13 protein-coding genes are annotated in these 15,203 nt (G+C 55.9%); 9 read left to right on the plus strand and 4 right to left on the minus strand.

Annotated elements, in window-relative coordinates; translation table 11 throughout:
* Nucleotides 1-196 precede the first annotated feature (196 nt).
* From tauA to tauD, 4 genes are read left to right on the plus strand one after another with little or no spacing between them, the layout of a single operon-like run.
* A complete protein-coding gene (gene tauA / locus ACOQH0_RS04705; protein ID WP_023293188.1) occupies nucleotides 197-1,159 on the plus strand; it encodes a taurine ABC transporter substrate-binding protein in 963 nt (320 codons plus the stop codon).
* A 10-nt stretch (nucleotides 1,160-1,169) separates the two neighbouring features.
* Nucleotides 1,170-1,937 (plus strand): taurine ABC transporter ATP-binding subunit, encoded by a 768-nt coding sequence (gene tauB, locus ACOQH0_RS04710; protein WP_063955278.1) that lies wholly within the window; start codon nucleotides 1,170-1,172, stop codon nucleotides 1,935-1,937.
* Nucleotides 1,934-2,761, plus strand: a complete 828-nt coding sequence (gene tauC / locus ACOQH0_RS04715; RefSeq protein ID WP_010427972.1) for a taurine ABC transporter permease TauC — start codon at nucleotides 1,934-1,936, stop codon at nucleotides 2,759-2,761. The genes tauB and tauC overlap by 4 nt, the downstream gene beginning before the upstream one ends.
* On the plus strand, nucleotides 2,758-3,606 hold the full coding sequence (gene tauD, locus ACOQH0_RS04720) for a taurine dioxygenase (RefSeq protein WP_421511641.1): 849 nt from the start codon (nucleotides 2,758-2,760) through the stop codon (nucleotides 3,604-3,606). Before tauC ends, tauD begins: the two co-directional genes overlap by 4 nt.
* A 105-nt stretch (nucleotides 3,607-3,711) precedes the next feature.
* Here tauD and ACOQH0_RS04725 read toward each other — a convergent pair whose 3' ends face one another.
* Nucleotides 3,712-5,412 carry a lysophospholipid acyltransferase family protein gene (locus ACOQH0_RS04725; protein ID WP_421511642.1) on the minus strand — a complete coding sequence of 567 codons (1,701 nt, stop codon included), beginning with the start codon at nucleotides 5,410-5,412 and terminating at the stop codon, nucleotides 3,712-3,714.
* A gap of 72 nt (nucleotides 5,413-5,484) precedes the next feature.
* On the minus strand, nucleotides 5,485-6,459 hold the full coding sequence (gene hemB / locus ACOQH0_RS04730; RefSeq protein WP_421511643.1) for a porphobilinogen synthase: 975 nt from the start codon (nucleotides 6,457-6,459) through the stop codon (nucleotides 5,485-5,487).
* A 451-nt stretch (nucleotides 6,460-6,910) separates the two neighbouring features.
* On the opposite strand from hemB, the gene ACOQH0_RS04735 reads away from it, so the two are divergent.
* Both ACOQH0_RS04735 and ACOQH0_RS04740 read left to right on the plus strand, forming a co-directional pair.
* Complete coding sequence (locus ACOQH0_RS04735; protein WP_421511644.1) at nucleotides 6,911-9,685, plus strand: autotransporter outer membrane beta-barrel domain-containing protein; 2,775 nt, start codon at nucleotides 6,911-6,913, stop codon at nucleotides 9,683-9,685.
* A 92-nt stretch (nucleotides 9,686-9,777) separates the two neighbouring features.
* Entirely contained in the window at nucleotides 9,778-10,407 is a 630-nt protein-coding gene (locus ACOQH0_RS04740) for a helix-turn-helix domain-containing protein (protein ID WP_421511645.1), read from the plus strand.
* 1 nt (nucleotide 10,408) lies between these two features.
* On the opposite strand, the gene ampH is transcribed toward ACOQH0_RS04740, so the two are convergent.
* Nucleotides 10,409-11,569 carry a D-alanyl-D-alanine-carboxypeptidase/endopeptidase AmpH gene (gene ampH, locus ACOQH0_RS04745; RefSeq protein WP_089599247.1) on the minus strand — a complete coding sequence of 387 codons (1,161 nt, stop codon included), beginning with the start codon at nucleotides 11,567-11,569 and terminating at the stop codon, nucleotides 10,409-10,411.
* Nucleotides 11,570-11,773: 204 nt separating this feature from the next.
* Here ampH and ACOQH0_RS04750 point away from each other — a divergent pair, with 204 nt between their 5' ends.
* The 3 genes from ACOQH0_RS04750 to ACOQH0_RS04760 all read left to right on the plus strand — a co-directional run bounded on the left by ACOQH0_RS04750 (nucleotide 11,774) and on the right by ACOQH0_RS04760 (nucleotide 14,754).
* Nucleotides 11,774-12,307, plus strand: coding sequence for an isochorismatase family protein (locus tag ACOQH0_RS04750; protein ID WP_421511646.1), 534 nt, complete (start codon nucleotides 11,774-11,776; stop codon nucleotides 12,305-12,307).
* Between the two features lie 114 nt (nucleotides 12,308-12,421).
* Nucleotides 12,422-13,642 carry a peptide antibiotic transporter SbmA gene (gene sbmA / locus ACOQH0_RS04755; RefSeq protein WP_421511647.1) on the plus strand — a complete coding sequence of 407 codons (1,221 nt, stop codon included), beginning with the start codon at nucleotides 12,422-12,424 and terminating at the stop codon, nucleotides 13,640-13,642.
* A 14-nt stretch (nucleotides 13,643-13,656) separates the two neighbouring features.
* On the plus strand, nucleotides 13,657-14,754 hold the full coding sequence (locus tag ACOQH0_RS04760) for a DUF1615 domain-containing protein (protein ID WP_221552369.1): 1,098 nt from the start codon (nucleotides 13,657-13,659) through the stop codon (nucleotides 14,752-14,754).
* Here the strand turns inward: ACOQH0_RS04760 and ACOQH0_RS04765 are convergent.
* The gene (locus tag ACOQH0_RS04765) at nucleotides 14,751-15,053 is read right to left on the minus strand and encodes a DUF2755 family protein (RefSeq protein ID WP_108415685.1); all 303 of its coding nucleotides are present in this window, start codon (nucleotides 15,051-15,053) and stop codon (nucleotides 14,751-14,753) included. The genes ACOQH0_RS04760 and ACOQH0_RS04765 overlap by 4 nt on opposite strands.
* Nucleotides 15,054-15,203 lie beyond the last annotated feature (150 nt).

A 15,203-nucleotide genomic window follows, 5' to 3' on the forward strand; every position in this document is an offset into this window, starting at 1 on the left:
GGCGGGCTGGCAATCCTGCGGCTGCGGTTATGTAACCGATGTAACAAAATTGCAATAAAGCCACAGCCCACTTTTTAACTATCCTTTGCCGGTTTTTTTCTAAAAACGATTCGGAATGAGCGATACCTTTTTATTCCTTTATCAAAATTCCCGCGCCGGAAATACTGCCCTCATAACAACAAGGGGAGCAGGCACTATGGCAATTTCATCGCGAATCACATTACTCGGCGCACTGGCGCTGTGGGCTTTTCAGGCGCAGGCGGTAGACGTCACCGTTGCGTATCAGACCTCTGCGGAACCGGCGAAAGTCGCGCAGGCGGACAACACCTTTGCCAAAGAGAGCGGCGCGAAAGTCGACTGGCGCAAGTTCGACAGCGGGGCATCCGTCGTGCGTGCGTTAGCCTCTGGCGACGTGCAGATCGGCAATATTGGATCCAGCCCGCTGGCGGTGGCGGCCAGCCAGCAGGTGCCGATTGAGGTGTTCCTGCTCGCCTCACAGCTCGGTAACTCTGAAGCGCTGGTGGTGAAGAAAAACATCACCAAACCGGAAGATCTGATCGGCAAACGCATCGCCGTGCCGTTTATTTCCACTACCCACTACAGCCTGCTGGCGGCGCTCAAGCACTGGGGCATCAAACCGGGTCAGGTACAAATTATCAACCTCCAGCCGCCGGCGATTATCGCGGCGTGGCAGCGCGGCGATATTGATGGGGCTTACGTCTGGGCGCCGGCCGTGAACGAGCTGGAAAAAGACGGCACCGTGCTGACCGACTCTGAAAAAGTGGGCCAGTGGGGCGCGCCAACCCTCGACGTGTGGGTCGTGCGCAAAGACTTTGCCGAGAAGCATCCTGAGGTGGTGAAGGCCTTTGCGAAAAGCGCGATTGACGCCCAGCAGCCGTACATCAGTAACCCGGATGAATGGCTGAAGCAGCCCGCCAACCTGGAAAAACTCTCCCGCCTGAGCGGCGTGCCGGAAGCGGACGTGCCGGGACTGGTGAAAGGCAATACCTATCTGACCCCCGCACAGCAGGTACAGCAGCTGACGGGGCCGGTGAACAAAGCGATTGTGGATACGGCCACCTTCCTGAAAGAGCAGGGCAAAGTGCCCGCGGTGGCAGCGGATTACAGCCAGTACGTGACCGATCGTTTTGTGAAATAAGGAGTCCGCCATGCTGAATATTACGAACCTGTATGCCGATTACGGTGGTAAACCCGCGCTGGAGGACATCAACCTGACGCTGGACAGCGGTGAGCTGCTGGTGGTGCTGGGCCCGTCAGGGTGCGGAAAAACCACGCTGCTGAATCTGATCGCCGGGTTTGTCCCTTATCAGCATGGCACCATTCAACTGGAAGGCAAAAAGGTGGAAGGCCCTGGCGCCGAGCGCGGCGTGGTCTTCCAGAATGAAGGGCTGCTCCCCTGGCGCAACGTGCAGGAAAACGTGGCGTTTGGGCTGCAGCTGGCGGGTGTTAATCGTGAACAGCGGCTGGAAACGGCGCGGGCGATGCTGAAAAAAGTGGGGCTGGAAGGGGCGGAAAAACGCTTTATCTGGCAGCTTTCCGGCGGCCAGCGGCAGCGCGTAGGCATTGCCCGCGCGCTGGCCGCAAATCCGCAGCTGTTGCTGCTGGACGAGCCGTTCGGGGCGCTGGATGCCTTCACCCGCGAGCAGATGCAAACCCTGCTGCTGCGCCTGTGGCATGAGACGGGCAAGCAGGTGCTGTTGATCACGCATGATATTGAAGAGGCGGTATTTATGGCCACCGAACTGGTGCTGCTCTCGCCGGGGCCGGGCCGCGTGCTGGAGCGTTTGCCGCTGGATTTCGCCCGCCGCTACGTCGCGGGAGAACCCGTGCGCAGCATCAAATCCGATCCGCTGTTTATCGAACAGCGTGAATACGTCTTAAGCCGCGTGTTTGAACAACGGGAGGCTTTCTCATGAGCATCGTCTTCAGTGAAAAAACGCGCCGCACGCGTCTGGCGCTGCGCTGGCCTTTCTCGCGCCAAATCACCTTGAGCGTCGGTACGCTGCTGGTCTTACTGGCGGTGTGGTGGGCGGTTGCTGCCCAGCAGTGGGTCAGCCCGCTGTTTCTGCCGCCGCCGGGACAGGTGCTGGCCAAACTCATTACCATCGCCGGGCCGCAGGGCTTTATGGATGCCACGCTCTGGCAGCACCTGGGTGCAAGTCTGGCGCGTATTCTGGTGGCGCTGCTGGCGGCGGTAATTATCGGGATTCCGGTCGGGATCGCGATGGGCTTAAGCCCGACGGTGCGCGGCATCCTCGACCCGCTGATTGAGCTTTACCGTCCGGTGCCGCCGCTGGCCTATCTGCCGCTGATGGTGATCTGGTTCGGCATCGGTGAAACGTCAAAAATCCTGCTGATTTATCTGGCGATTTTCGCCCCGGTTGCCATGTCGGCGCTGGCGGGCGTGAAGAGCGCCCAGCAGGTGCGGATCCGCGCGGCGCAGTCGCTGGGAGCCAGCCGCACGCAGGTGCTGCTGTTCGTGATTTTACCGGGCGCACTGCCGGAGATTTTAACCGGGCTGCGCATCGGCCTTGGCGTGGGCTGGTCCACGCTGGTGGCGGCAGAGCTGATTGCAGCCACGCGCGGCCTTGGGTTTATGGTGCAGTCGGCGGGAGAGTTCCTGGCGACTGACGTGGTACTGGCAGGGATCGCGGTGATCGCCGCAATCGCCTTTGGATTAGAACTGGGGCTGCGCGCGTTACAGCGCCGCCTGACGCCCTGGCATGGAGAAATACAATGAGTGAACGTCTGACCATTACCCCGCTGGGGCCGTACATTGGCGCGCAGGTGTCGGGCCTGGATGTGACCCGTCCGCTGAGCGATAACCAGTTCGAGCAGCTGTACCACGCGGTGCTGCGCCATCAGGTGGTGTTCCTTCGCGAACAGGCTATCACCCCGCAGCAGCAGCGCGCGCTGGCCCTGCGCTTCGGCGATCTGCATATCCACCCCGTCTATCCGCATGCGGAAGGCGTGGAGGAGATTATCGTCCTGGATACCCACGACGATAACCCGCCGGACAATGACAACTGGCACACCGACGTGACCTTTATCGAGACGCCGCCCGCCGGGGCGATTCTGGCGGCGAAGCTGCTGCCAGAAACCGGCGGCGATACCCTGTGGACCAGCGGCATTGCAGCGTATGAGGCGCTCTCCGCGCCGTTCCGGACGCTGCTGAGCGGGCTGCGGGCGGAGCACGACTTCAAAAAATCGTTCCAGGAGTACAAGTACCGCAAGAGTGAAGAGGAGCATCAGCGATGGCAGGAGGCGGTTGCGAAGCATCCTCCGCTGCTGCATCCGGTGGTGCGTACCCATCCGGTCACGGGCAAGCAGGCGCTGTTCGTGAACGAAGGGTTCACAACGCGCATTGTGGACGTATCCGAGAAAGAGAGTGAGGCGCTGCTGGGGTTCCTGTTCGCGCATATTACTAAGCCGGAGTTTCAGGTGCGCTGGCGCTGGCAGGAGAACGACCTGGCGATCTGGGATAACCGCGTAACGCAGCACTATGCCAATGCGGACTATCTTCCGCAGCGCAGGATTATGCAGCGGGCGACGATTTTGGGGGATAAGCCGTATTACCGTCCTTGAACCGTCGCACCCGTAGGCCGGGTAAGGCGTAGCCGCCACCCGGCAATTGTGCACCGTTCTTACCGGGTGTCGCTGCGCTTGCCCGGCCTACGAAAAACCGCACATTTAAAGGTGCGCCTCAATGTACCGCTGATAGCGGTTCGCCTTCAGGTAACACAAATCCACCAGCACCAGCCCGTCGACGCAGTCGTTAAATGCCGGGTCGCTACCAAAATCAATAAACTGTACGCCGCCGGGTTCGCAGAGCTCGGAATATTGCTTGTAGAGCGGCGGAATGCCGCAGCCCAGATTGCCGAGCAGGGATTTCAGCTTCGTCAGATCGTCCACATAATCCACGCCGCCAAACTGCGCGAGCACGTCCGGCAGCGAGGCGGGATACGGCTGACGTGAGGCGGCTAGCGGATGCGTTGCCGGGAACCACAGGCGGTAAAATGCCACCAGCAGATCCCGCGCAGCAGGCGGTAAGCCGCCGGAGATGGAGACCGGGCCAAACAGGTAGCGGTAGTGCGGATAACGCGCCAGATAAGCCCCAATCCCGGACCATAAATAATCCAGGCCGCGGCGTCCCCAGTAGCGCGGCTGAATGAAGCTGCGCCCCAGTTCAATACCGTGTTCCAGCACGTCCTGCATTTTGTCGTCGTAGTGGAACAGGCTATAGCTGTACAACCCTTCCAGACCGCGACGTTCAACCTGTTTTGCGGTCGGCATAAAGCGATACGCGCCGACGATCTCCAGATCCTCTTCATCCCAGAGGATCAGGTGCAGATAATCGTCATCATAGCTGTCCGTGTCCCGGCGTTTGCCGCTCCCTTCCTCCACGGCGCGAAAGGCAATCTCGCGCAGGCGGCCCAGCTCGCGCAGCAGAGGAGCCTCTTCTTGCCCGTTGCGCTGCCACAGGTAGATGGTTTTGCCGTCGCTGGTTTTCCCCAGACACTCGGCCTGCGCCAGTTCACGCCTCAGCGTAGCCCGGTCTTCAGGACGGGCAATGGCGCACTGGGTTTTAAAGACGCCAGGCACTCCCTTGCCAAGACGCATCACGTGCTGACGACACTGCTCGGCCATCTCACGCGACGAAAGGGTGGCGCTATGCCAGTGATGCCACGCAATCTGCTGGCCGATTTTAATCGGCAGCTGGCTATGGCGTCGGCGGAACATCTGCTGCATCAGCAGCAGCAAGGACAGCGTTGGCGACACCAGCGTGCTGGCATAAAAGAGCAGGCTGTTATGCGCCTGAATATGCACCGGCAGCAGCGGGACGCGCAGCTTGCTGGCGAGTTTGATAAAGCCTGAGTGCCATTTTTTATCGCGGACGCCTTTTCGCGTCGGGCGGGAAACTTCTCCCGCCGGGAAGAAGATCAGCACGCCTGCGTTTTGCAGATGCTGTTCCATCTGAACCAGGGATGTTTTCGCCGTCCTGCCGCCCATATTGTCCACCGGAATAAACAGCGAACTGAGGGGCTCAAGGTGAGTCAGCATCCGGTTGGTCACGACTTTAACATCGCGTCGCACGCGGGAGACGGCGTACATCAGCGCCAGCCCGTCCAGCGTACCCGTCGGGTGGTTGGCAATAATGACCAGCGGGCCATGTTCGGGGATTTGTTCGAGATCGCGGGCGGAAACGGTGCAGAGAATATCAAGGTGTTCCAGAACTTGCTCCACCATATCCAGCCCTTTCAGGTGGCGGTGGGCTGCGGCAAATTGCTGAAATTCGTCTTCGTAAAACAGTCTTTTTAACAGACTTTTTTGCCAGGGGGCAGGCCTCGCCTGAGGCCAAAGATCGTCGAGAACGCTATCGAGGCTAAACATGGTTACTCCTCCTGCCGTCTTGCGAAGACAGTAGAAGGAGCAGATGTCGGTTGTATTGCAGTTTGGTGAAGATTAGCGGAGGATTTTCTTCTCAGCCAGATCCAGCGCGAAGTAGCTGAAGATCAGGTCCGCACCCGCGCGTTTGATCGCGCCCAGGCTTTCGAGGACCACTTTCTCTTCGTCAATCGCCCCTGCCCGCGCGGCGAATTTGATCATCGCGTACTCGCCACTGACCTGGTAAGCGCCCAGCGGCAGCTCGGTGCGCTCGCGGATGTCGCGCAGGATGTCGAGGTACGCGCCCGCGGGTTTCACCATCAGGCAGTCTGCGCCCTGGGCTTCATCCAGCAGGGATTCACGAATCGCCTCGCGGCGGTTCAGCGGGTTCATCTGATAGGTTTTACGATCGCCCTTCAGCGCCGTACCCGCCGCTTCACGGAACGGACCGTAGAAGGAGGAGGCAAATTTAGTGGAGTAGGACATGATGGCGGTATCGGTAAAGCCCGCCGCGTCCAGCGCCTGACGAATCGCCTGAACCTGTCCGTCCATTGCCGCAGATGGGGCGATGAAGTCCGCACCTGCAGCGGCAGCGACGACCGCCTGCTTGCCGAGGTTCAGCAGGGTAGCATCGTTGTCCACGCCGTGATCGCACAGCACGCCGCAGTGGCCGTGAGACGTGTATTCGCAGAAGCAGGTGTCGGACATTACCACCATTTCCGGCACGGTCTCTTTGCAGATGCGGGACATGCGGGCGACGAGGCCATCTTCTTTCCATGCATCGCTGCCGGTGGCGTCGGTATGGTGAGAGATGCCGAAGGTCATCACCGAGCGGATCCCCGCGTGGGCGATGCGTTCAATCTCACGCGCCAGATGTTTTTCCGGAATGCGCATCACGCCCGGCATCGCCTCGATGGCTTTGTAGTCATCGATCTCTTCTTCGACAAAAATCGGCAACACCAGATCGTTTAAGGTCAGGGTTGTCTCTTCAAACATAGCGCGCAGTGCAGGTGACTTGCGCAGGCGGCGGGGACGTGCAATTAAATCGGTCATGGTATGCCTGATGTTTGTGGAACAAAGAAGACCAGTGTACATGAAAGTGAAGGGGGGTGTTTTACGAAATTGGGCATTTTGATGTTGCGAAATGCGCTAAAACAAGCTGCATCCAATGTCTCTATTATAGAGTGAATAATGGTTTGTTAGGTGGCGTGAAATATTGGCGGAAGTTTTGAATTGAATGGAAGGTATAATTATAAATGATCTATTGTTTTTTATTATATTGGCTGGGTCAATAAAATAGAATTGTAATTTGCTGATTTTATAACATTTATTCAGGGTGATTCTTATTGTTTCGTTTTTTAGACGTGAGTTGTCTGGATACGGACTTAATTGAATCATTCATTGAACCTTTTAGAAATGAAACTGCATAATTCCCTCCGCAATTAAACATTGCAAAATGATTTGACGGACAAACTTGCTTACGTCCCTGAGGAGGGATGACCCAATGCAAACATGGAAAAAGAAACTGGTTGTATCTCAACTTGCATTAGCCTGCACCCTGGCTATCGCTTCTCAGGCTAATGCGAAGGATATTTCCGGCACGACGTATAATACGTTTGGATATGATAATACAGCCTCTACCCCCTGGTATTATGGTTATGCAGACTGGGATTACTCGGATGCCACCCATGATGGTGATATTTATCCGGTGATTAACAAATCCACGGTAAACGGTGTTATTTCAACATACTATCTGGATGATGGCGTTAATGGCCGGGCGAACGCGTTGAGTATTTCCAACAGCACCATCAACGGCATGATCACGTCTGAGTGTATGACCACGACGTGTGCCGATGGCACGGAGACGGATGGTACTGCACATACGCAGTATGACCGTTTTAGCCTGACGGTAGATAACAGCACCATCAATGACACCTACGAGCATTATGTTTATGACGTTGTGAATGGTGACACCACCGAATCCCATTATCAGGATACCTACGGTCTGGGTAACGCCATTACGCTGGATGTAGAGTCTGATATCGTTATTCAGAATAACTCCCACGTAGCCGGTATCACGCTGACGCAGGGTTATCAGGAACTGGATAATACCCCGTATGACGGTGTGGAAGGCGTTGCCAATAGTAGCAACATCTTTACCGATACCCTGGTGGTGAAAGACTCCGTGCTGACCTCCGGCGCATACAGCGATCTGGGTACCAGCGGTTTCTATGGTCAAACGGCCAAGCCGAGCGACTACGGTGAAACCAACGCGACGGCGGCGGATGACGCGGCGCTGATCGTGGCTGCCAGCGCGTCTGATAACGCGATGCAGACGACAGCGACGTTCGATCACTCCACCGTTACAGGTGACATCCTGTTCTCCAGTACCTTCGATAACAACTTCTACGAGAATGGCGACCCGGCAACCGATACCACCGATGACGGTGTGTATAACCCAACCACCAACGGCTGGGATGGCACCGATACACTGGATGTCACTCTGACTAACGGCAGCAAGTGGGTGGGTGCAGCGCAGTCCAGCGTTGAAGCCATCGGCACCGCGCAAATGTACGGTCAGGGCTATAGCGATGTCGACTGGCATACGCTCTCGCCAAACAGCATCTGGCCTGATTCTACCTTCGACACCAACGGTCACGTTGCGGGTGAAGAGGTTTATCAGAGCGGTCTGTTCAACGTGGCGCTGGATAACGGTTCCGAGTGGGATACCCGCAAAGTCTCCAACATCGACGGGCTGACAGTGAATAATCAGTCGCAGGTCAATGTTGAAAACTCTGCCCTGCTGGCGGACACCATCACGCTGACCAATGCTTCAACGCTGAATATCGGCGACAGCGGCGCCGTCGCGACCGACAGCCTGTATCTGGACAGCTACAGCCGTGCAGCGCTGACTGAAGAGACCGCTGAGCTGTATGCCAACACCATCACCGTAGACAACGGTGCCGAGCTGGCGCTGGGTATGGGTCAGGTTGATACGCACAACATGGTGCTGACCGACGGCGGCGTGCTGAACGTGGCCAGCCGCGATTATGTGCTGAACAGCGATCTGAACAACGCGCGTTACATTACCAACGATCGTTACAAAGCGGACTACGACTATGGTGTCGTCGCACTGAACTCTGACGGTCATCTGTCGGTAAACGGTGATGTGGCGGGTAACTACAAAGTGCGCATCGATGATGCGACCGGTGCCGGTTCCGTTGCCGATTACAAAAATAAAGAGATCGTCCGCATCTATGACAATAACGCGGATACCACAGCCAGCTTTACTGCCGCGAACAAAGCTGATTTAGGTGCCTACACCTATCAGGCGCAGCAGAAAGGTGACACCGTTGTTCTGCAGCAGAAAGAGCTGACTGACTATGCCAACATGGCGCTGAGCATCCCGTCTGCTAACAGCAACATCTGGAACCTGCAGCAGGATACCGTCGGCACGCGTCTGACCAACAGCCGCCACGGCCTGGCGGATAACGGCGGAGCGTGGGTGAGCTACTTCGGTGGTAACTTCGACGCTGATAATGGCAACGTTAGCTACGATCAGGACGTGAGCGGCATTATGGTCGGTCTGGATACCCAGATTGACGGTAACAATGCGAAATGGATCGTCGGTGGTGCTGCAGGCTTCGCGAAGGGCGATATCAGCGATCGTACCGGTCAGGTTGATCAGGACAGTCAGAGTGCGATGGTCTACGCGTCAGCGAAGTTCATGAACGATCTGTTCCTCGACAGCTCCCTGAGCTACACCCGCTTCAACAACGATCTCTCCGCTACCATGAGCAACGGTCAGTATGTTGACGGTGACACCACGACCGACGCGGTCGGCTTTGGGATGAAACTGGGCTACGACTGGAAACCAAACCTCTCTGGCTACATCACGCCTTACGCGGCGGTATCCGGCCTGTTCCAGTCTGGGGATGACTACCAGCTGAGCAACGACATGCGAATTGATGGGCAGTCATACGACAGCTTGCGTTATGAGCTTGGCGTAGATGCGGGTTATACCTTCAATTACGGCGGAGAGCAGGCGTTGACGCCTTACTTCAAGCTGGCTTACGTGTATGACGATGCCGACAACAATGCTGATGTGAATGACGACAGCATCGACAACGGTGTTGAAGGTTCCGCGGTTCGAGTGGGTCTGGGCACGCAGTTCAGCTTCACGAAGAACTTCAGTGCATATACTGATGCAACTTATCTCGGTGGCGGCGACGTTGACCAGAACTGGGGTGCAAATCTGGGCGTGAAATATACCTGGTAAAATATAAAAAGCGGGGGAATATTTCCCCCGCTTTTTTATATAACAATTAAAAATAATCGAGAACCGACAGATACAGATGACTTGAGGTCTGCATGAATGTTAATGCGAAGCCACTTTCTGAATTAAGCCGGATCGTACAGTGCCTGGAAGTCGCCAGCACCCCTTTTAAGACCGCGCCACAGAAATTAATTTCAACCGCTAATAATGAGGATGATGTTCCATACACATTTGTAATACAAACCGGCGTCGTTGCCATCCACAGAAAGTCAGATGAACTTCTCGTGGGTATTGCAAAGGCACCCTATATTTATGGTTTAAGCGCGTGGGTAAATAATAGCCATCAAGAATATGTGATGATGGCGCATTCACATTGCTCAGGTTTTTATTTACCGGCCTCTTCACTGTACCAACGGCTTCAGCAAGCCTCACTCTGGCAAGACGCATTTTGTTGGCTGTCGTGGATCAACCATCATCTGGGTAAACGTGACATGCAACTGGTGGGGAATAACTCTTACAGCCAGATCCGGGCCATGCTCATTAATATGGACGAGTGGGATGAAACGCTGCGCTCAAAAATTGGCGTTATGAATCATATTCAGCGTAGCACAGGGATCTCTCGCTCTGTGGTCGCGGAAGTTCTGGCAGCGCTGCGGCAGGGTAATTATATTACGATGAGCCGGGGCAAACTGGTTAGCATCAACCGTCTGCCCGCGGACTATTAGGTCAGTTAGACGCCGTCAGCACCTGCGCTTTATTTGCGCTCAGCTCAGCAACCAAATTATTGATGCCATCGCTCATGTTAACGAAGCGCGTGTTTGGCGAGCGGGTGACGACCACAAACGCCCCTACGTTGGACTGCGGGATCATCGCCATATAGGTGATGAATCCGCCACCGCCGCCGGTTTTCTGAATAATGCCCGGGCGGCCGTCTTTCGGCGCCATGTACACCCAGCCCAAACCGAGGGCATCGGCTTTACCCGGTACGTCCATGCCGATAACGCGGGTCAGTTGGGTACGCTGATAAATCAGCGTTTGCATGCGATCGGCCTGGTGGGTGCGAGAGTAGAAATCCGAAGAGAGGAACTGCTGCATCCAGCGCATCATGTCGCCAGGCGTTGAATACACACCACCGCTGCCGATCGCCGCCAGGGTGTTATTACACGGGCTGGCACCTTTTTCAGCGACCATCAGGCGACGGCACTGGTCCGGGGAGGGGGTAAAGGTGGTGTCCTTCATCCCCAACGGACGGGTAATCTGCTCTTCAAACAGCTGAGGATAGGGTTTACCCGAAGCGGTCGATAACGCATCGGCCAGCAGATCAAACGCGAGGTTTGAATAGGCGGCCTGCGAACCCGGCGTGGTTTTCAGCGTCGCGGTGCTCAGGTAATTCCAGCGCTGTTCGCGCGTCGGCCAGACAAAGACGGGACGATGTGCCGCGCCGCCGGGTTGCTCTCGCGGCAGGGCACTGGTGTGGGTCGCCAGGTTGACCAGTCTGATGGGTGCACCCTGATAAGTCGGGACGCGAGCGCCGGGTGGTGCGTATTTGCTGAGCGGGTCGTCGAGTTTAACCACGCCCTGGTCGAGAAGCTTCACCAGCATTTCGCTGGTCATCAGCTTGGTGATGGAGGCAATACGGATCACCGAATCCAGCTGCGGGTGAATGTTATTCCCCGGGCGCGTTTCACCAAAGCTGCGAAACACACGCTGGTTACCGTCAATGACCACCAGCGCCATTCCCGTCCCGCCGCTACCGTAATAGATCAGGTTCGCGTAGCGATCGGCGATATCAGAGGCTAAAACCGGGGCCGTCAGCGGCTGCGCTGCCTGGGCGGTGGAAAAGCTCACCGCACATAGCGCGGCGAAAGAGAGCAGACAACGTTTCAACGAAAAGCATCCATCAAGTAAATAAGGAAAGTTAGGGGTATTTATACTACTAATCGGTAAGCTGCAAAGGCCCGAATTGCATAACGATAGCGAGAAAAACGTAACCATGGGTAAATATGAACAATTTACTTGCGGCCAGGATCTCATTTTGTGACATCGGGCTTATGATAGGCACCAGTGCGACTTAATCTTGCGGAGAACGGTATGTCTGAAAAGCGTGTGGTTATGGTGGTTGATATGCAGAACGGGGTATTCGAGACGCCGCGTCATCAGCGCGAGAAATGTGTCTCTCTGATCAACCAGCTTACGCAGGCAGCCGACAGGGTGGTTTTTATCCAGCATGCCGAAGCCGGGGGACTGGAAGAGGGAAGTGAAGGGTTTGCGTTGCTTCCTGAGCTCAATCAGCCAGCAGGTGCGTTGTACGTCACCAAAACCGCCTGTGATGCCTTCTATAACACCGCGCTTGAGACGCTGCTGCGTGAACAGGGCATTCGCGAGTTTGTCATTTGCGGCTGTGCCACCGATTACTGTGTCGATGCCACCCTCAAAAACGGCGTCAGCCGGGGCTACCACATCACGGTTGCTGAAGATGCCCACACCACGGCCAATCGCCCGGCGGCGGAAGCCCAGGTTCTGATTGCCCACTACAACGATGTCTGGCGTAACTTCATCGCCCCTGCCAATCCACCTTCGGTGAAACGCACCGAAACAATTCTCGAAAACTGGAAAGCGAACTAATAATAAACCCACGGGTCTGACCTTTTTGCCTGCGCCGCTGGTGGGCTCAGGTCAGATTTTCGTGTGGCGATGTGTTGAGCACAGCAACAGCCAGAACAACAAAAAGGAAGCACAATGTTTAAGTCTTTTTTCCCAAAGCCGGGGCCTTTTTTCCTGTCGGCATTTATTTGGGCACTGATAGCTGTCATTTTCTGGCAGGCGGGCGGTGGCGCATGGCTGACGCGTATTACGGGGGGAACGGGTGAGGTGCCAATTAGCGCCGCGCGCTTCTGGTCGCTCAGCTACCTGCTGTTTTATGCCTACTACACGGTCTGCGTGGGGCTGTTTGCGGTTTTCTGGTTTATCTACTCTCCACACCGCTGGCAATACTGGTCGATTCTGGGCACCTCGCTGATCATCTTTGTGACCTGGTTCCTGGTCGAAGTCGGCGTGGCGGTGAACGCCTGGTATGCCCCCTTCTACGATCTGATCCAGACGGCGCTGAGTTCCCCGCATAAGGTGACGATTAACCAGTTTTACCATGAGGTGGGTATCTTCCTCGGCATCGCCCTGATTGCGGTCATCATTGGCGTGATGAACAATTTCTTCGTTAGCCACTATGTCTTCCGCTGGCGTACCGCCATGAACGAACACTATATGGCGCACTGGCAGCACCTGCGTCATATCGAAGGTGCCGCGCAGCGTGTGCAGGAAGACACCATGCGTTTTGCCTCTACGCTTGAAGACATGGGTGTCAGTTTTATCAACGCCATTATGACGCTGATCGCCTTCCTGCCGGTGCTGGTGACGCTTTCCGCGCACGTGCCGGAGCTGCCGATTATTGGTCACCTGCCGTATGGTCTGGTTATCGCCGCGATTGTCTGGTCGTTGATGGGCACGGGGCTGCTGGCGGTGGTCGGCATCAAGCTGCCGGGTCTGGAGTTTAAAAATCAGCGTGTCGAAGCGGCCTACCGTAAAGAGCTGGTCTACGGCGAAGATGATGCTAACCGCGCCTCGCCACCGACCGTTCGCGAGCTGTTTGGCGCCGTGCGTCGCAACTATTTCCGCCTCTATTTCCACTATATGTATTTCAACATTGCGCGCATTCTGTATCTGCAGGTTGATAACGTTTTCGGTTTGTTCCTGCTGTTCCCGTCGATTGTTGCGGGTACGATTACGCTGGGCCTGATGACGCAGATCACCAACGTCTTTGGTCAGGTGCGCGGTTCGTTCCAGTATCTGATCAGCTCCTGGACCACGCTGGTGGAACTGATGTCCATCTATAAACGTTTACGCAGTTTCGAGCGTGAGCTGGACGATAAAGATCTGCAGGAAGTCACCAACACATTGAGCTAATACAGGGAGTTGCTATGTCTTTTGCCGTACCGCGTACGTTATCGCTGTCCTTACTTGCTGCCCTGGTACTGGCGGGGTGTGCCGAGAAAGGGGCCGCACCACTCAAAAAAGGGGAAAAGCCCGTGGACGTGGCGAGCGTTGTCCGGCAAAAAATGCCCTCCAGCGTGAAGGATCGCAATGCGTGGGCGGACGCGCTGGCAAAGACCTTTGAAAGCCAGAAAATTGCCCCTACCGAGGAGAATATCTGCTCGGTGCTGGCGGTGGCGCAGCAGGAATCCATGTACCAGTCAGACCCGGTCGTGCCGGGTCTGAACAAAATTGCCTGGAAAGAGATCGACCGCCGCGCGGAATCGATGCATATCCCGGTGTTCCTGGTCCATACCGCGCTTAAAATCACCTCGCCAAACGGCAAAAGCTATAGCGATAGGCTGGATACGGTGAAAACCGAGAAACAGCTAAGCGCCATTTTTGATGACTTCATCAACATGGTGCCGATGGGGCAAAAACTGTTTGGCTCGCTTAACCCGGTACACACCGGCGGTCCGATGCAGGTCAGCATCGCGTTTGCAGAAAAACATACCGACGGTTATCCGTGGAAAATTGACGGAACGGTGCGTCAGGAGGTCTTCTCCCTGCGCGGCGGGCTCTGGTTTGGCACTTATCACCTTCTTAACTACCCGGCGAATTACAGCGAGCCGCTGTACCGCTTTGCAGACTTTAACGCGGGCTGGTATGCCAGCAGGAACGCAGCGTTCCAGAATGCCGTGAGCCGGGCATCCGGGGTGAAGCTGGCGCTGGATGGCGATCTGATTGCCTACGGCAGCAGCGAAGCGGGTACGACCGAACGTGCAGTGCGCAAACTGGCGACAAAGCTGGATATGAGCAACAGCGATATTCGCCGTCAGTTGGAGAAGGGCGACAGTCTGGCGTTTGAGAAAACGGATTTGTATCAACAGGTCTTTGCGCTGGCAGAGAAGAAAAGTGGAAAAGCGTTACCGAGGGCTATCCTGCCCGGAATTCAGCTCGAGAGCCCAAAGATCACGCGTAACCTGACTACTGCATGGTTTGCGAAACGCGTCGATGACCGCCGGGCTCGCTGTATGGGGCTTTAGAAACGACGGCGCAGGCGAAGCACTAAGGCAATGACGCCAAGAATCATGCACCCGACGAGGAACGGGACCAGGCCAAACAGGGTGCTTACCCCGAAACCGATCTCAACGCGTGGGCGCCCGCTATCCTGAACCTGCATCAGATGTTCATAAACGCCTGGCGCATGAACCAGCATGTTGAGAAGCTGTGAGCCTGCCCAGAAGCAGAACAGCACAAACAGGGCATAGGCGATATTACCCGCCGTGGAGGTTTTTGGTTGTTTGCCGCCAAAAATCGGTTTCGACAATGTAAAATCAGCCATAAAGACCTCCCGAAATGTCACTCTGTTTTATACGTTTCGTATAGGGTGAGTTTGACAGGTCATCGCATTTGTCAATATCAGAATCGTGGTAATTTACCCTCAGGAATGCTCCTGGATTGATGATTTCTGCATCACATCACAATTTGATCA

The sequence above is a fragment of the Enterobacter sp. JS8-1 genome (assembly GCF_049187015.1).
In the GTDB taxonomy this organism is placed as follows: domain Bacteria; phylum Pseudomonadota; class Gammaproteobacteria; order Enterobacterales; family Enterobacteriaceae; genus Enterobacter; species Enterobacter mori.